11 protein-coding genes are annotated in these 18,504 nt (G+C 34.6%); 7 read left to right on the top strand and 4 right to left on the bottom strand.

The features are described 5' to 3' along the window. Window positions 1-7: 7 nt before the first annotated feature. Window positions 8-1,642, bottom strand: a complete 1,635-nt coding sequence (locus GOQ17_RS00480; RefSeq protein ID WP_159633182.1) for a RagB/SusD family nutrient uptake outer membrane protein — start codon at window positions 1,640-1,642, stop codon at window positions 8-10. A 12-nt stretch (window positions 1,643-1,654) separates the two neighbouring features. Continuing rightward, the gene (locus tag GOQ17_RS00475; RefSeq protein WP_159633179.1) at window positions 1,655-4,744 is read right to left on the bottom strand and encodes a SusC/RagA family TonB-linked outer membrane protein; all 3,090 of its coding nucleotides are present in this window, start codon (window positions 4,742-4,744) and stop codon (window positions 1,655-1,657) included. Window positions 4,745-5,154: 410 nt separating this feature from the next. Between GOQ17_RS00475 and GOQ17_RS00470 the strand changes: the two genes are divergently transcribed. The 7 genes from GOQ17_RS00470 to proA all read left to right on the top strand — a co-directional run bounded on the left by GOQ17_RS00470 (window position 5,155) and on the right by proA (window position 16,546). Further along, a complete protein-coding gene (locus GOQ17_RS00470) occupies window positions 5,155-5,766 on the top strand; it encodes a fumarylacetoacetate hydrolase family protein (RefSeq protein WP_159633176.1) in 612 nt (203 codons plus the stop codon). Window position 5,767: 1 nt separating this feature from the next. Beyond that, complete coding sequence (locus GOQ17_RS00465; protein WP_159633173.1) at window positions 5,768-7,486, top strand: M23 family metallopeptidase; 1,719 nt, start codon at window positions 5,768-5,770, stop codon at window positions 7,484-7,486. A gap of 73 nt (window positions 7,487-7,559) precedes the next feature. Then, the gene (gene bcp / locus GOQ17_RS00460) at window positions 7,560-8,030 is read left to right on the top strand and encodes a thioredoxin-dependent thiol peroxidase (RefSeq protein WP_159633170.1); all 471 of its coding nucleotides are present in this window, start codon (window positions 7,560-7,562) and stop codon (window positions 8,028-8,030) included. Between the two features lie 5 nt (window positions 8,031-8,035). Then, on the top strand, window positions 8,036-8,539 hold the full coding sequence (locus GOQ17_RS00455; RefSeq protein WP_159633167.1) for a MepB family protein: 504 nt from the start codon (window positions 8,036-8,038) through the stop codon (window positions 8,537-8,539). A gap of 46 nt (window positions 8,540-8,585) precedes the next feature. Then, the gene (locus GOQ17_RS00450) at window positions 8,586-10,055 is read left to right on the top strand and encodes a glycine--tRNA ligase (RefSeq protein ID WP_159633164.1); all 1,470 of its coding nucleotides are present in this window, start codon (window positions 8,586-8,588) and stop codon (window positions 10,053-10,055) included. 113 nt (window positions 10,056-10,168) lie between these two features. After that, window positions 10,169-10,708: a hypothetical protein gene (locus GOQ17_RS00445; RefSeq protein WP_159633161.1), complete on the top strand. Its 540-nt coding sequence runs from the start codon at window positions 10,169-10,171 to the stop codon at window positions 10,706-10,708. A gap of 126 nt (window positions 10,709-10,834) precedes the next feature. After that, window positions 10,835-16,546 (top strand): anti-phage protein ProA, encoded by a 5,712-nt coding sequence (gene proA, locus GOQ17_RS00440; RefSeq protein WP_159633158.1) that lies wholly within the window; start codon window positions 10,835-10,837, stop codon window positions 16,544-16,546. Between the two features lie 83 nt (window positions 16,547-16,629). Here the strand turns inward: proA and GOQ17_RS00435 are convergent, their stop codons facing one another. Both GOQ17_RS00435 and proC read right to left on the bottom strand, forming a co-directional pair. Further along, entirely contained in the window at window positions 16,630-17,697 is a 1,068-nt protein-coding gene (locus GOQ17_RS00435; protein WP_159633155.1) for a M20 family metallo-hydrolase, read from the bottom strand. Then, on the bottom strand, window positions 17,690-18,490 hold the full coding sequence (proC, locus tag GOQ17_RS00430) for a pyrroline-5-carboxylate reductase (protein WP_159633152.1): 801 nt from the start codon (window positions 18,488-18,490) through the stop codon (window positions 17,690-17,692). Before proC ends, GOQ17_RS00435 begins: the two co-directional genes overlap by 8 nt. Window positions 18,491-18,504: the final 14 nt, after the last annotated feature.

Here is an 18,504-nt window from a genome sequence, read left to right as displayed (position 1 = left end):
TATTTAATTAATTAGCGTATCCAGGATTATTTGGTAGTAAATTTTTGTTTATATCCATTTGACTTCTAGGAACAGACCATAGATAGTCTCTATTCTCATCAAATTTGCGTGTATCAAGGCGTATGTAAGTAGAATTATTATTTTCAAATCTAGCACCACGTACTTCACCATCTAAATACTGCTTACCAGCTTTCCAACGTATTATATCATAATAACGAAGGCCTTCAAGTGCAAGCTCTGATCTTCTTTCGTTTCTAATTAATGTACGAAGTTGATCTTGAGTCCATGATGTTGAATAATTTAATGCAGCCGCATTTGTAAATCCAGCTCTTTCACGAATTTTACGGATGGTCAAATTCCAATCTTCATTTGTCAATTTTGCTAACTCATTTTTTGCTTCAGCATACATTAATAATACATCAGCATAGCGTATCATGATGATATTCAATCCCGAATTATAATTGTCCGTAGCGGTAACATCATAATACTTCTTCATATAATATCCTGTAGAGGTGGAGTTTGAAGCTGCATTAACGTATACATCCATACGCTCAGTTTGGTTAGAACCAGTACCTGGTCGGATATATATTGTCGAAGTATTTCCATTGAAATTCTGCCATTGGGCTCCATGATAGACAATAGTTGCAGCCATGCGAGGATCCCGATTTACATATGGATTGTTTTCATTATATGAAGCATCATTGGCGATAGGCAAACCATTCAATGTGATGTAGTTATCTACCAGACTTTGCAACGGCGCAATAGCATTAAGTCTTGCTCCAGCCGACAAAGGTGCTGCATCATAAAATTTACTCCAAGTTTTCACCGAAGGAACATACCCAAAATCCAATATCACTTCTTGGTTATACTCATTGGCAGCAGTGAATAATCCTGCATAAGTTGGAAACAAATCATAGTTTCCATATGTACCCTTATTATTTATCAACTTCTCGGTATGCTCTACTACCTTGTTCCAATTGCTCTCATATAAATACACACGAGCATGAAATGCTTCTACAGCGCCTTTGGTAATACGACCATTATCTGCTGCAGGCAATGCATTACGACTTGGTAAAATGTTTGATATGGCATCTAGTTCATCATGAATAAATTGTATGATGGTAGCTTTAGCAGTGCGTCCAATGGTAGAACTTTCCGCTAAAGTTATATCCTCTGTAAAAAATGGCACGTCACCATAAAAATTTACCAAGCGGAAATAGATATAAGCTCGTATGAAGCGTACTTCAGCAATTCGACGTGCTTTTAAATTTGCATCCATATTAGGGACTCTATCAATATTTGCCATATATACATGACATGTTTTGAGTCCTTCATAGGCTTGCTTCCATTCATCAGCAAATCTACCTAAAGTCGGGTCAGCTATACCATTTCGAATTGCTCGCTGTGCCGTATTGGATCTTCCCTCGAATAAATTATCACTCAACGCTTCATCATTCCACATCTTGTCAGCAGAATACATTTGGTTATAGGCCATATTGACCATTATTTCAGAATTCTCTACTGATTGCCAAAAGGTTTCGTCTGTGAAACGATCGGTAGGAATTGGATCTAGTGTATTACAACTCATAAATGATGTAATCGTAACTAGACTTAGTATAGAAAAAAGTTTATTTAGTTTCATGTTTATCATTTATTAAAATTGAATATCTAGACCTAGACCGTAGTACTTTAATGTTGGGTAATTTCTTGCACTATTAGCAGATCCACTCATATTGTTTCCAAATTCTGATGATTCAGGATCGATCCAAGAATTCTTTGACAAAGTGAACAAATTTTGCGCATTTGCAAATACTCGGAACTTTTGCAAACCCATTTTACTCGTTACATCTTGCGGCAAACTATATCCTAACTGAATATTCTTAACACGCAGGTACTTCCCATCAAATAAATACAAATCAGAATCTTTCTGGTAATTGTTTGATGTAGAAGCCGCACCAGCAGCTGTCAATCTTGGGTAACGAGAATTGATATTGGTCGGCGTCCAATAATCCAATTGATGCTGATAGATTGCATAGGAATAGTTTTCGTGGAATGGCTCCACCAATTCACCACGCACCATCATGTCTCTCTTTCCAACACCTTGTAAAAATAAATTGAAGTCAAAACCTTTGAATGTTACATCATAAGAAAAACCAAACGTATATCTTGGGAAAGCGTGTCCTAGAATATAGCGGTCGCGGGAATCAATAATACCATCACTATTGCGATCCACATATTTCACATCACCAGGTCTCAAATCCGTAGGACTCAAACCAACAGGCAATGCTGCTGTCTCTAGATCTTGCATATTCATGAAGAAACCGTCTGTCTTGTAGCCATAATATGCATTCAAAGGAACTCCTTCGCGCAAAAGTTTAGTGATATTATCACTAGTCGAAATTTGTTCTTTACCATCGAAATACGTGACTTTATTAAAAGAGTCACCTATATTTCCAGAGAACGTATGGTTGGCATTTTCGGTTCTAAGACGATAAGAAAGCACAAGCTCCCATCCCTTATTACGCATTTTGCCCGCATTATAATCACTTAGTGTGGTACCAAATACGGATGCAATTTCTGGTACGATCAAAATATCAACAGTATTCTTATCAAAATAATCAAAGCTTGCTGTCAGATTATTATTTAAGAATGAAGCGTCAAACCCAATATTAAAATTATAGGTTTTCTCCCATTGTAGATCAACATTACCATATCGGAATCCTCCACCAGCTACCGGTTCATTATTGAATCCATAAGTGTTATTCATTGACATATATGTGGTCATATATTGGTAATCACCGATTTCTTGATTACCTAAAACACCATACGAACCTCTAATTTTGAAGTCACCAACATTAGCTTTATACGATTCAAAAATACTTTCGTCAGATATTCTCCAACCTAATGATAGTGAAGGGAAAAAGCCCCATCTATTTTGTTTGATAAATCGAGAAGATCCGTCATATCGAAAACTTGCCTCTGCGAAATATCGATCAGCGAAAGAATAACCCACACGTCCAAAAACAGAATTGATACTGCGTTCCAATGTATTTTGTAATGTCACATTACTTGAAGGGTCTATTTCTGTCCCAGTAGTAGGAATTCCAAGAATTGGGTCCGTAAATTTTAATTTTATTTCATTTCGTGTACGTCTATAAGACTCATTAGTAGCTCCTAATAATCCTGATAAGGAATGATTTCCAAAAGTTTTAGAATAATCTAATAACAATTGATAATTCAATAGATAAGCCTTTTCATTAAAATCTTCCGTCCCACGCGCTGAATTCACAAAAACTAATGGCGTACTCGCGTCTTCACTAGCATATAGAGGAACTTGTTTTCGACGTATAAAGCGATGATCTGCATATAGATCTGCACCAAATATTCCACGGAATTTCAAACCATCAGCTATTTTGGCTTCCAAATTCAAGTTAATATTAAAATAATCATTATCTGACAATTGATTCCCACCTTGCATTAATTCAGCTAATGGATTTTGGTCAGTTAATGCATTATTAACTAAGTATTTTCCATTCTCTGCTTGCATCCTATAAAAGTAATATGATGGAATACGCGAAGAGTTAATGATGGCGTTCGCTGCAGTAGTTGCATTGTTATTGTTGCGAGTATAGGCTAGTATTGAATTCAATTTAAAAATTCCAAATTCTGTTCCGATATTAGAACGTAAGTTATATCGCTTAATACCATAATTATCCCCCACGAAATTGCTTCTTTGATCGAAAAAACCACCGGAGAATAAATACGATGTATTTTCACCACCACCGGCGATACTTATATTATGATTATGTTGCATTCCATTTTGGAGAATTTCATCATAATTCCAACGCTCTTCAGCCTTATGGTCATACAAATCCATTATTTCTGTAGGTGAGAATTGTGGGTTTTGCCCAACATTCGTCAACGCTAGGTTTTTCAAGGTTGCATTTTGATATCCCTCTACAGGTCGGTAAAGTACATTTGGCTCTTGTAATCCTACTAAAGAGCTAATAGATACTTTTGGTTTTTGATTTTGACGTCCTTTCTTGGTCGTCACTAAAATAACACCATTAGCAGAACGAGATCCATAAATTGCCGCAGTTCCAGCATCCTTCAAGACCGAAACACTTTCAATATCAGCTGGGTTGAGTTTATTCAAACTTCCTCCTTCTGAAACTAAACCGTCAATGACTATTAAAGGATTGTTGTTATTCATCGTAGAAATACCACGAATATTAATATTCATCGTATTATCATTTGGATTCATACTTCTTTGCTGAATATTCAAGCTGGGAGAAGCTCCTTGCAACGCTTGTGTGACGTTACCAACAGGACGATTTTCGATTGCTTTAGAGCTAATCTGATCAACTGCCCCCACCACAGATTTTCTATTTGTAGTACCATAGCCTACTACAATCACCTCATCCAACGCCGTTTCTAATGAATTTAAAGAAATGGTTACTGTGCTACTTGTTATTCGATGCTCAACTGTCTCATAACCTAAATAGTTGATTACCAAAACATCGCCAACCTTTGCAGCAATAGTAAATAAACCTTTAGAATCAGTTTTGGCAGATATGCCAGTACCCTTGACTGTGATAGTTACACCTGCCATTCCAACCCCAGTAGTTGCGTCTACAATATTACCCTGTATGGATTGTACGACGGAGAGATTATGCGTAATAAATACTTTTGTATTGAGCGCATTTCCATAAACAGCCATGTAACTTGGCGTAAGTAATGTCATGGATAAAATCCAACATTTGGCCCTACAAAGTTTAGGTTTGTAAAAGTTACTCATAGTATGATTAATTAGTTATCTTTTCTTTAGAATACCACAAACACCTAGGTAGGCTGAGATAGTTTAAGTCTTGTTTTTCTAGGATTTGTGTTTTATAATTTGTGCTAAGTAAAATAATTTTAATCGATTTAGCAACATCATACACAAACTTTATTAAATAAAACAAGTAATATTAGATATAAAAACATTTATAATGGCTAAGAAGGCAGAAAAGTTATTTTGTAATATATTCGATATAGAAAATTTCAAAGCATAAAATAAATTTGAAATAAGACATTATACATACAATAACTACTAAACTCACAATTAAATACACTTCTTTCATTTTCCGTACATTTGTATAAAAGACATATTCCATGAAAATAATTGCTATAGGTAGAAATTATATCGATCACGCTAAAGAATTAAACAATCCAGTTCCGGAATCACCAGTTATATTTATGAAACCGGATACAGCAGTATTAAAAGACAACAAAGACTTTTATTACCCCGAATTTTCCTCTGATGTTCATTACGAATGTGAAGTCGTATATCGCATTTGCAACGAGGGAAAGCATGTAGCAAAGAAATTTGCCCACAAATATTATGATGCGATAGGTTTGGGCATTGATTTTACGGCTCGTGATATTCAATCTAAACATAAAGAAAAAGGATTGCCGTGGGAACTAGCGAAAGCCTTTGACCATTCTGCTGTGATAAGTAATCTCATTCCTAAAGAAGAATTTGAAAATCTCTCGGATATTAACTTTTCATTGAAAAAAAATGAAGAAATCGTCCAAGTAGGTAATACAAAAGATATGATTTTTGATATTGATACGTTAATAGTATATATATCAAAATTCATCACTCTTCGTAAAGGTGACTTGATTTATACGGGTACTCCAGCAGGCGTTGGTCCTATTTTAATTGGTGACAAGCTGGAAGGATACATTGGCGAGCAGCTCATGTTTTCAACACAAATTAAATAATATGAGAAAAATAATTTTGTTGTGCGGAATGCTGGCAACATGCCTTGCTCTCTATGCGCAACCCAAAGACATAATCACTTCAAGAACTTATCCGCAAGGCTATTTTCGTAATCCATTGAATATTCCGATGGATGCTTCGGGTACATTTGGTGAGTTGCGAAGCACCCATTTTCATGGAGGAGATGATTACCGAACTCAACAGAAAATTGGGTTGCCATTACATGCTGCGGCAGAAGGATTCGTATCGCGCGTTCGTGTTCAAATCGGTGGTGGCGGAAATGCTGTTTATATTGACCATCCAAATGGGTTTTCGACAGTATATCTTCATATGGATTCGTTTAACGCTGAATTGACTAAAATAGTTAAAGCTGAACAATATAAGCAACAGCGATTTGATGTAGACATTACGTTGACACCAGAACAAGTTCGTCTGACCAAAGGTCAATTTATTGGCAATGCGGGCAATACCGGAAGTTCTGGAGGACCGCACTTGCATTTTGAAATTAGAGATACCAAGACTCAGCGCCCATTGAATCCACAGTTGTTTGGATTACGATTTGCAGATAAATTCAATCCGACAATAAATAATGTGATGCTCTATGAATTGAATGAAAACCCCTTCAATGAATTTACACCTCGAAAGAGTTTAGGAGTAAAAAGTATTGGCTCTGGCAGATATGCCCTAACTCAATCTTCACCGATTCCCGTTTCCGGGAAGTTTGGATTCGGGATCAATACAATTGACAGACACCGTGCCGGTGGATTTCAGAATGGTGTATATTCTATTGAACTTTTTGTTGATGGTAAGTTAATTTCAGCTGCTGTTTTCGAAGAATTGGATTTTAACACGACTCGAGCTATACATTCCTATATTGATTATCCGCACTGGAAGCGCTCAAAAGCAAAGGTTCAGAAATCTTTCAAAGACCCTGGAAATCCAATCGAAATATTAAAGACATTGAACAACAATGGTATCATTGAATTACCTAAAAATAAAGTTTATGCTGTCAAATATGTGGTAAAAGATGTGGCTGGAAATTGCAGTGAATTGGATTTTAAAATATCAAACAGTATTAACGGGACTCCTACTAACACGTCTTTAAAGGGAACACTTTTAGCACATAATACAAAGCATTCTTTTTCGACAGAAAATATAAAAATAGAACTACCACAAGGTGTATTATACAGTGATTTAGACTTTGTCTATACAGAGGAGTTGCAACAACCGAATACTTACTCTCCTTTGCATAAGGTGCACAATACATTGACACCCTTGTTTTCTACATATTCATTATCCATAAAGCCGACTAATCTGCCTCCGCATTTAGAAAGTAAAGCTCTTATTGCTTCCGTGGACGGTGGTTCAGAAGGTGGGAAATTTGAAAATGGTTGGGTGACGGTAAATACTAGAAATTTTGGTGATTTTTATGTTGCAGTGGACACTATTGCACCAACCATTACAGCACGAAACTTAGTCAATGGTAAAAATGTTTCTACGCAAAGTAAAATTGATTTTACGATTGCAGATAATTTTTCAGGCATTCAATCTTTCAATGGCTACATAGATGGAAATTGGGTATTGATGGAATACGACCCTAAGAATAGACATCTTTGGCATCGTTTTGATTCTTCATTGTCCAAAGGCGAACATACATTTAAGTTGATTGTGAAAGATTGGAAAGATAACGAGAAAGTTTTCGAAGCGAGGTTTATACGATAGAATAAAGACTAAAAGAGCAAGTAATAAAGGTTTTATCTTTAATTTTTGCTTATTCATCCTTAATCAAATAATTATGAATACATTAGAAATAGGAACAAAAGCTCCCGAGATAATCGCTAAAAATCAAAATGGCGAAACAATTAAGCTTTCAGACTACAAGGGGAAGAAAGTTATTTTATACTTTTATCCAAAAGATAATACACCGGGTTGTACAACGGAAGCTTGTAATTTCAGAGACAATTACCAGTTCTTATTAGGCAAAGGTTTTGAAGTCTTGGGGGTTAGCATCGATAGCGAACAATCACACCAAAAATTCATCGCAAAATTTGAATTGCCCTTCAACTTATTAGCGGACGAAGACCAGAAAATCGTGAATGATTACGGTGTCTGGGTGGAGAAAAATATGTACGGCAAAAAATATATGGGCACAGCACGTACTACTTTTGTTATCAACGAAGAGAGTATTATCGAACATATCATTAAAAAAGTCGATAATAAGAATGCCTCTCAACAAATTTTGGATTTATACCCTGCATCATTGTAAATCTAATGATTGACGAATTACTATTGCTTGATGTTAAGATTTTTAAGAATCTCAATTTACAAATTTGCAATCTCCATAAAGATGAAGAGTGTGTAGAATATTTGGGTTTCAATTTTACTATTGGAACCCAAAACTATAAGTTCAGAAAAGCCAAAATAACACCTAAAAAAATTGGTCAGTTTGTAACTCTATGGAAAAGAAATGCAAGTGGCACTACAGAACCTTTTCATTATTCAGATCCGTTCGACTTTTATATTATAGCGACGAATGATGACCCTAAAAAAGGAATCTTTATCTTCTCCAAACAAGCCCTTCGCGAAAATAAAATTTTAAAGAACATACATGATGGCAAACGAGGTTTCAGAATTTATCCTTCATGGGATAAACCTGTAAGCAAACAAGCTATCAAAACACAAATATGGCAAGTACCCTATTTTATTGATCTAACAGAAGATACGCCTACGATGGTTAAGAAATTCATAGCACTGATTAATTGTAATAACCAATAATCTTTACTTTTGCCACTTTGACAACCTTTGTATATATTTGCTTCTTATGAGCAAACAAACAGACGACTTTTTCAAAAACATTATATCTCACGCTAAAGAATACGGTTTTGTATTCCCTTCAAGTGAGATTTATGACGGTTTGAGTGCCGTATATGATTACGGACAACTAGGTTCAGAACTAAAGAATAACCTGAAGACATATTGGTGGAAATCCATGGTGCAATTGAATGAAAACATTGTAGGTATTGATGCCGCAATTTTCATGCACCCAACTACCTGGAAAGCTTCTGGGCACGTAGATGGATTCAACGATCCAATGATCGATAATAAAGATTCTAAAAAACGTTACCGTGCTGATCAATTGATCGAAGACAAAATCGATCGTTATGAAAAAGACGGAAAAACGGATAAAGCTGCTCAATTACAACAAGACTTAGATGATGCGTTGAATGCGGATGATTTAGCGCGTTTGAAAACAATTATTGAGGAGCATAATATAGTATGTCCTATTTCAGGTACAAAAAACTGGACTGAAGTTCGTCAGTTCAATTTGATGTTTGATACACAAATGGGCGCAATGGCTGATGGTGCTGAGAAAGTATATTTACGTCCTGAGACAGCACAAGGTATTTTCGTTAACTTCTTGAATGTTCAAAAAACAGGAAGAATGAAAATTCCTTTTGGTATTGCTCAAATTGGTAAAGCATTTCGTAATGAAGTAATTGCTCGTCAATTCATCATGCGTATGCGTGAGTTCGAACAAATGGAATTACAATTTTTTGTTCGTCCAGGCACTGAGATGGAATGGTACAATAAATGGAAAGAAACTCGTTTGAAGTGGCATTTGGCTTTAGGAGCTGATGCAACAAAATACCGTTACCATGACCACGCTAAACTAGCACACTACGCAAATGCAGCTGTAGATATCGAGTACGAATTTCCATTCGGCTTCAAAGAAGTAGAAGGTATTCACTCACGTACAGACTTCGACTTGAAACAACATCAAGAGTATTCGAAGAAGAAAATGCAATATTTTGACCCAGAGATCAATCAAAACTATATTCCTTATGTTGTAGAAACATCGATTGGTTTAGACCGTCTTTTCTTAACTGTATTAGCGAACTCTTTAGTACATGAAGATCTGTCGACAGAAGAAAAGCAAGACTCACGTGTGGTATTGAAATTCCATCCAGCCATTGCTCCTGTGAAAGCTGCTGTTTTACCTTTAACGAAAAAAGATGGCCTTCCAGAAAAAGCTCGTGAGATCATGGCTAAATTGAAATTGGATTACAACATCCAATACGATGAAAAAGACGCTATTGGTAAACGCTATCGTCGTCAAGATGCTATAGGTACACCTTACTGTATCACAGTGGATCACCAATCATTAGAAGACAACATGGTTACCATCCGTCACCGTGATTCAATGGAGCAAGAACGCGTTGCAATCGCTGATTTAAGCAAAATTATTGGTGAGCGTGTAAGCTTAATCAATTTATTAGCACAATTAGCTTAACTAGAGATTTCTCTACAATAATATTTAAAGAGCAGCATAATTGCATATGCTACTCTTTTTTGTTTATTACCTTTGTGTTAAACTTTTTGACTTCCCTAAAGTCAAATTAACGTATGAAAATGATGAAAAATTTAAGATTTATATTATTTATTGGATTAGTTGCAATTGCAGGTATATCTAAAGCACAGCACACAAATAACTCTACACCACTTACTCAACTAGACACATTAACATCTAATTTATTAACTGCTGAACAAAAGAAAGTTGCACTAAAAGCAGAAACAGAAGCTAAAAAAGCTGCTGAAAAGGTAGAAAAAGAAAGAATAAAAGCAGAGAAAGAGTTATTAAAACGTCAAAAAGAAATTGAGAAACAAGCAAAAAAACTTGAGAAACAACAAAAAGCACGTGAAAAAGCTGCTAAAAAGTATGAGAAAGCGGTAAGCAAAGTTGATAAGATCGAAAAAAACATCAAGAAACAATCTTCAAAGGTTGAAAAAATGGAAGATGATTTAGATAAAAAAATTCGAAGAAATAGAATTTCTGACATTGATAGAGAAAAAGAGATAATTAAAATCAGCAAACAACAAATAAAATTAAAGGAATTGGAGAAAGATCTTGATAAAGCTGTAAAGGAAATGCGGAAATTAAGGTAAGACGAAGTAAAAGTATTCATGCGAGACAGTAAATGTCTCGCATTTTTTATTTCCTCAAATTTAAAAACGACCAAAATTATCTATAAAATAAAATGTATTTTTAGTTATTAGTAATAAACCGAAATTATGAATATCGAGAATAATTTAAACTTAAAAATTAATTACCTCAATTTTATTAATTACACATTCATATCGAATAAATTAAATTTTATTCAAAATATCAATTTACAAAATTTAGGTGAAAAAGATTTAGAAAACATCAAGATAACGCTAAAGTCCACATTTAAATTATTCGAAGATTTTTCCATAAATAAGGATAGAATTTTACCAAACGAGATAGTCCAGTTCACTGAATTCAATCTTAAATTCAACTTAGAATTACTTAAAAATCTAGCTGAAAAGGACTTAGATAAAATTACCATTGAAGTACTTAGCAATAATGAAGTCCTAAAACAGGAAGATTTCACTATCGATATATTACCTATTGATTACTTTGGTGGCTTACATTCATACCCTCAACTATTAGCCTCTTATATTTTACCCAATCACGATTTAATATATTCCTTAAAAACAGAAGCTATAAAAATTTTGGAATCAAATAATCATCTAACTAGCTTTGAAGGTTATCAATCCCATAACAAAGAAAGGGTTTTACAAATAGTTTCAGCTATTTATAAAGCCATCCAGAATCATCAAATTATCTATAGCGCAATGCCTGCCAGTTTCGAAAAATCTGGACAGAGAATCCGCTTGATAGACAAAGTTATCAATACTAAATTCGGAAACTGTATTGATATATCCTTACTATTCGCTGCTGTGCTAGAGGCTATAAATTTAAACCCTCTCATCATTATTACTTCTGGTCATGCCTTTGTAGGCGTATGGCTTGAAGATATGCGATTCGATGGCATGATAAATTATGATGTTACCGCACTTACTAAGCGCGTAGCAAAAGGAATAAAACAAATAGCATTAATTGAAGCCACGAGCCTTTGCAAAGGCAATAATATTCCTTTTTCGCAGGCTATGGATACTGCGGAGCGACAATTACTAGCTACCGATAATTTTTTATTATCAATAGACATCAAAAAAGCTAGGTCTTATGGCATAACACCGCTGTCAATACAATCCGAAATAAAGCAAACTATTAATAACTCTAATTCTACAGCATCAAATACGGATAACCTTTTGGATGAAGATTTCGACATAGGCACCTCATACGATGATTTGGAATTAACAGATTTATCAAATCTGACGAAACAAAAGATTTGGGAACGTAAACTTCTGGATTTATCCTTAAGAAACAATCTATTGAATCTTCGTTTCACAAAAAGCATGTTGCAAATTATCGATTTAAAATCCCACCTTTTAGAAGATAATTTAGCAGAAGGAAAAAGCTACATTATACAACCAGACAATAATCAGCCTATCATAAGACGTTATAATATTTATAATCCTCCTCTACATTCCTCCGACACTCTATTCACTTTAGCTGACGAAGAATTTAAATATGGTCGTTTACTTACCTATTATCACAATGATGATTTGAATAGTATTTTAACCAATCTATATCGTTCATCAAGACTTGCCGAAGAAGAGAATGGGAAAAGCACTTTATATTTAGGAATTGGTTTATTAAAATGGTTTGAGCCGCGGAACAAATTACAACCTCGTTACGCGCCAATTTTATTGATTCCTGTTGAATTATCTCGAAAATCCGCTAATTCTAAATATACTTTGCGCAGTCGCGAAGAAGAAACTATGATTAACATTACCTTGTTGGAATACTTAAAGCAAGAGTATAAGTTAAATTTAAATAGTTTAGAAAATCTTCCAACCGATGATTTTGGTGTGGATGTACCTAAAGTTTTTGCCATTCTTAGAAATGCAATAATGACTTTAGGAGGCTGGGATGTTTTAGAACAAACTGTTTTAGGAATCTTTTCTTTCAATAAATTAATTCTATGGCAAGATATTTCTAAATATGCAGCAGAAATAGAGAAAAGTTCTATTGTCAAAAGTCTAATTGATGGAAAATTATCAGAAAATCTTCAAAGTGTAGATGGAAATGAATTAGAATTAGAGAACCTACCAACTTCGTCATTGTTCCTACCCATTTCTGCAGACAATTCACAGCTAAATGCTGTAAAAAGTGCCAATGAAAATAAAACGTTTATTTTGCATGGCCCGCCTGGAACAGGAAAATCACAAACTATTACGAATATCATAGCAGATGCCTTAGCTAATAATAAAAAAGTCCTTTTTGTAGCCGCTAAAAAAGCAGCATTGGATGTTGTGCATACTAGACTAGAACATATCGGTTTAGGCCCTTTTTGTTTAGAACTACATTCCAATAAATCGAAAAAATCAGATGTTCTACAACAGTTTGAAAGAACATTAGATGTTCCCAAATACCAATCAAATGAAAGTTTTATCGAAGAAGCAAATCGCTTAGATAGCAAACGCAAGGAACTAAATCAATATGTCATAAAGCTACACGAGAAGAACGAAATTGGTTGGAGTATTTACGATACGATTTCGTATTTAGAATATTATAAAATTCAGTTTTCAAATGAACTGAGGGTTGCTATCAATTTTAGCGATTTAAATACAAACAAATGGAATGAATGGCAAAATTGGAATACAGCTTTCCATTCTATTATTGCAAAGATTGAAGTACCTAATCAGCATGCCTTAAAAGCCGTTAAGTCACAGCCAAATCAATTTGACTTAAAGAATAACATTACGAATGCAATCCAGTATTTCCTTATTTCTAAAAAAGAGAAAGAGACTTCTTTTGAGAAATATGCTATGGATAATGCAGAATCAGCACAGTATTTACCTATCTTAAAATTTATACAGGCAAATCCAATCAATGAAAAACTGATAGATTACGTTATTGATGAAACTCAAAAGAGTTACTTGTCAGAATGGATTCATTTGAATCAATCTCTTGTTCGACTGCGAGATAAAATTATCTCATCCTTTAATGCGAAAATACTTGATTACAATTATCAAGAGATTCAAATGATATGGAATCAAGCCAAATACACTTGGTTTTTACCCAAATGGCTGAAACAGAGAAAAGTGAAAGGTATCCTACAAGGTTTTTCATCTCATAAAATAACACATCCTGAAAGTATAGATGAATTATTTGCTAATCTTGACGAATTAAATGTATTACAAAAGAATGAAAAGGAAGAGAAATTCAGAACCTTTAATCAATTATTTGAAAAGTACAAAACAACAAATAGCTTTAATCACGAAGGACTCCTAAAGGAAATAAACATAGTAGAAGAATTAATCCAATTAATCAATACATTATCGAATAATCCGCCATCCACTTGGTTAAAATCAGTAATAGCAAACACTGATTTCAACAATGAGTTGGATAGTATAATCAAGCAAGTTGAACTTTATCAATCCTATGAAACCATTTTATTGCAGTTCTTAAATCAAATACCCGCAGATGTAGAATTAGCTAAAATATCAACCCATATCAATCTCTTAGATGAATGGTTGACCTATAAAAGTTACGAAGACAAAGCCAAACAAATTGGAACTGACTGGTTTATTGAAAAAATAGAAGAAGGGGTAATTGACACAAAAGATGCACAGCATGAATTTGAGAAAGTACTTCGATTAAATCATTTCGTTCAATCACTCTATAGTACAGATGAGCTTAATCATTTTGATGCCGATATTTATGAGTCATTAATCAAGCAATACAAAGAAATACATTATCAATTTACCGAACTTTCAAAACAGCAACTAGTTGCTCAATTAAGTGCAAAAATTCCTAATCTATCGATAGAAGCCGCCCAAAGCTCAGAAATCGGCATGTTACAGAAGGCTATTCGTAGTAAAGGAAGAGGCATAACTATACGTAGATTATTTGACCAAATTCCTACATTAATTCCAAGGCTAAAACCTTGTATGCTGATGAGCCCAATTTCTGTGGCTCAATATTTTGATGTGAATCAAGAACATTTTGATTTGGTAATTTTTGACGAAGCATCGCAGCTACCTACTTCTGAAGCTATCAGTGCTTTGGCTAGAGGTAAACAAGCTATAATCGTGGGAGACCCGAAACAAATGCCGCCAACAAGCTTTTTTGCTTCTTCAAAAATAGACGAAGAGAATTTAGAAATGGAAGATTTAGAAAGCATTTTGGAAGATACTTTAGCATTATCTATTCCTTCTAATCACTTACTTCGTCATTATAGAAGCAAACATGAAAGTTTGATTTCCTTCAGTAATAAAAACTTTTACGATAGTAAATTATTAACATTTCCTTCGCCAGATGATTTAAATCAAAAAGTAACATTCCAACAAATAAATGGATTTTATGATAAAGGAAAAACGCGAACGAATAAAAATGAGGCTTTAGCTATTGTCGAATACATTCAAAGCTATCTTCAATCGGGTAATAAAAAATCGTTAGGTGTAGTAACATTTAGCCAAGTTCAGCAGGACTTAATCGAAGATTTATTACAAGAATTGTTTCAAAAACATCCACAGCTGGAAGAGCTAGCAATGCAAAATGAAGAACCCATTTTCATAAAAAACCTTGAAAACGTACAAGGTGATGAAAGGGATATTATTCTTTTCTCTATTTGCTACGGACCCAATGAAGAAGGCAAAATCTCCATGAATTTTGGACCACTGAACAGAGAGGGAGGCTGGAGAAGACTCAATGTTGCTGTCACAAGGGCTCGTTATGAAATGAAGGTGTTTTCTACATTGAAAGGAGACCAAATTGATTTGAATAGAACAAAATCTGAGGGAGTAAAAGGTCTTAAAGAGTTTTTAAATTTTGCAGAAAAAGGAAGTTACATTCTACACCATACGACGACAACATCAAATAGAATTTCTTTGGTTGATGCTATTGAAAATGAACTAAAAGAAAATGGCTTACAAGTTAACAAATACATTGGAACATCCAATTATAGAGTTGATTTAGGAATTGTTAATCCCGATAATGACAAAGAATACATCTTAGGAATTTTAGTAGATGGTGATAACTACAATCACATCAATACTACAAATGACCGAGAATTGTTAGCACCAAATGTATTGAAAGGCTTAGGTTGGAATATTTATCGCATTTGGACGTTAGATTGGATAAAAAATAAAGATCAGTGTATACAAGAAATCCACCAACTAGTCGATGATATTAAGAAAAACAAAGTTCAAAAACCAATATTAGAAATTCCCGAAATGCAACTAAAGGAATTACCAAAAGTTAATGAACTAACCGTTAAAAAAATCGAAAGCAGTTTTAAAATTCCTTATCAGTCAGCTGATATTACTTCAATAGCATTCGCAAACGCCGAGTCAATATACTTTCCAGAAAATAGACGAGTGATTCTAAATCAGATGAAGTCCATTGTAGAAATAGAAGCTCCAATTAGCAAATCACTATTATTTAGGAGGATTTTGAAATTGTGGAATACAGCTCGTGCAGGGGCAAAATTGAGTATGTATTTATCAGATATTGTAGCATCTATTCCAAACATTTCAAAATCAATTGGTACACAGGATTTCTATTGGAATTCATCCTCTTTGCCTAAAGACTTGAAAACATATCGAGATAATGCAATAGAGAAACGTAGTATTGAAGACATAGCCCCAGAAGAAATTTCAATAGCTATTCTTGAAATTATGGAAGCAAACATTAGTCTTAATAAAGAGGATTTAGTGAGATTAACCGCAAGAACTTTTGATTTTCTAAAAGTTGGTAGTCAGATTGATAGTATTTTAAATCAGGTAATTCAAACTATGGTAAATAATAACCAATTAATTCAAGACGGAAATAGATTAAGAATAATAAGTTAATACTCTTCATATAGAGTTAAAATAAAAATGGTTAGGGGTAATTTCTAACCATTTTTATTTTCTACCAAAAGTGTCCTCACTTATTAAAGCACCCAACCCAATAATTCTATATAAAACCTTATACCATCCTCTATCTCATGCACATAGATAAATTCGTCTGCGGTATGAGAGCGTGCAGAATCACCTGGACCAACTTTTATTGAAGTTATCGGTAACAAAGCTTGATCACTCATTGTTGGACTTCCATACATCTTTTTACCTAATGATAGCCCTGCCTGAACGATTGGATGATCTACAGGAATGGTAGAAGGATTCAAACGTGTAGAACGTGCTTGTACATCCGATTTGACATGTGATTTGATAATTTCCAATACCTCAACATTAGTATAAACATCAGTTGTACGGACATCTACTACGTATTTACATTCTGCTGGCACGACATTATGTTGTGAACCTGCATTAATAACTGTGACAGACATTTTCATAGGTCCTAAGAATTCTGATTCCTTTGGAAATTTATAAGAATTGAACCAATTGATATCTTCAATGGCTTTGTAAATCGCATTAACACCTTCTTCACGCGCAGCATGACCAGATTCACCATGTGCAGTGCAATCCAAAACCATTAAGCCTTTTTCGGCTACAGCCAATTCTAATAAAGTCGGTTCACCAACAATAGCAAAAGTACATTCATTCACATGCTTATACGCTTCTTCTATTCCATTCTTACCCGATATCTCTTCCTCAGCTGATGCAATCAAACAGAGATTATAAGCTAAATTCTCGTCATTGTAATAATATATGAAGCTAGCAATCAACGAAACTAAACAACCTCCAGCATCATTTGAGCCTAATCCAAATAACTTACCGTCTTCGACAATTGCTTTGAATGGATCTTTGGTATAACCAGGATTCGGTTTTACGGTATCATGATGAGAATTTAATAGAATAGTAGACTTAGAAGGATCAAAATATTTGTTATAAGCAATGACATTATTGCCTACTTGATTATTCGATATTCCACGTTCGATAAGGAAATGACTGATACAATCAGCTGTTTGCTCCTCCTCCCTACTAAAAGAAGGAATCTCTATCAGCTGAGCCAATAGAGATTTACTATCTTCAATAAGTTGTTCTATATTCTTATTCATTATAGAGTCCGCCAGCCTTTTTCGCTGACAATTTAATTCCTTTGATGAATGCAGAGCTTAATCCATTGTGCTCCATCTCGTTCAATCCGGCAATAGTACAGCCTTTAGGAGAAGTTACTTTGTCGATTTCACTTTCTGGATGGCTATGCGTCTGCAACAATAAATCTGCTGCGCCTTTAGCTGTCTGAATAGCCATTTTTAAGGCGTCGTGTGCATGGAAACCGATTTCAACACCACCTTGCGAAGCAGCACGAATAGCACGCAGGAAGAAGGCAATACCACAAGCACATAAGGCTGTTGCTGAAGTCATCAAATCTTCGTTGATAACCACCACCGAACCTACCGCTTCAAATAATTTCTCCACTTGATTTACAGCATCAGTACTTGCATTGTCAGTAGCGATACAAGTCATCGACTGACCAATAGCAATAGCCGTATTCGGCATAGCACGAACGACAATCTTATCTTGTCCCAAGACATCTTTCACATCTTGACATGAAACGCCAGAAGCGACAGACACCATAATTTGATTCGGCTGCACATTTGAAGCAATATCTTCCATTACTTTCTTAATCTGTTGTGGAAGCACGGCTAACACAACGATTTCTGCACCTTCAATGGCCGTAGAATTATCTGCACTTACCCCAAAACCTAATGCTACCTCTTCTGACAAAGAAGCTAAAGTTCTGCGGGTTAATACGATATCTTCAGCATTGTAAATATTAGATTTCACTAAACCTTTGGCTAATGAAAATCCTATATTTCCCGATCCTATTATTGTTATCTTACTCATGGTTTAGGTTTGTA

This window comes from Sphingobacterium composti, assembly GCF_009829075.1.
GTDB classification, from domain to species: domain Bacteria; phylum Bacteroidota; class Bacteroidia; order Sphingobacteriales; family Sphingobacteriaceae; genus Sphingobacterium; species Sphingobacterium composti.
This window is presented reverse-complemented; position numbering and strand designations above follow the sequence as displayed.

Excerpts from the sequence above, each read along its gene's own strand:
- GOQ17_RS00450 (WP_159633164.1), top strand. The coding sequence starts at position 8,586 with ATGAGCAAACAAACAGACGACTTTTTCAAAAACATTATATCTCACGCT.
- GOQ17_RS00480 (WP_159633182.1), bottom strand. The coding sequence starts at position 1,642 with ATGAAACTAAATAAACTTTTTTCTATACTAAGTCTAGTTACGATTACA.
- GOQ17_RS00475 (WP_159633179.1), bottom strand. The coding sequence starts at position 4,744 with ATGACATTACTTACGCCAAGTTACATGGCTGTTTATGGAAATGCGCTC.
- GOQ17_RS00445 (WP_159633161.1), top strand. The coding sequence starts at position 10,169 with ATGAAAATGATGAAAAATTTAAGATTTATATTATTTATTGGATTAGTT.
- GOQ17_RS00465 (WP_159633173.1), top strand. The coding sequence starts at position 5,768 with ATGAGAAAAATAATTTTGTTGTGCGGAATGCTGGCAACATGCCTTGCT.
- bcp (WP_159633170.1), top strand. The coding sequence starts at position 7,560 with ATGAATACATTAGAAATAGGAACAAAAGCTCCCGAGATAATCGCTAAA.
- GOQ17_RS00435 (WP_159633155.1), bottom strand. The coding sequence starts at position 17,697 with ATGAATAAGAATATAGAACAACTTATTGAAGATAGTAAATCTCTATTG.
- GOQ17_RS00455 (WP_159633167.1), top strand. The coding sequence starts at position 8,036 with ATGATTGACGAATTACTATTGCTTGATGTTAAGATTTTTAAGAATCTC.
- proA (WP_159633158.1), top strand. The coding sequence starts at position 10,835 with ATGAATATCGAGAATAATTTAAACTTAAAAATTAATTACCTCAATTTT.
- proC (WP_159633152.1), bottom strand. The coding sequence starts at position 18,490 with ATGAGTAAGATAACAATAATAGGATCGGGAAATATAGGATTTTCATTA.
- GOQ17_RS00470 (WP_159633176.1), top strand. The coding sequence starts at position 5,155 with ATGAAAATAATTGCTATAGGTAGAAATTATATCGATCACGCTAAAGAA.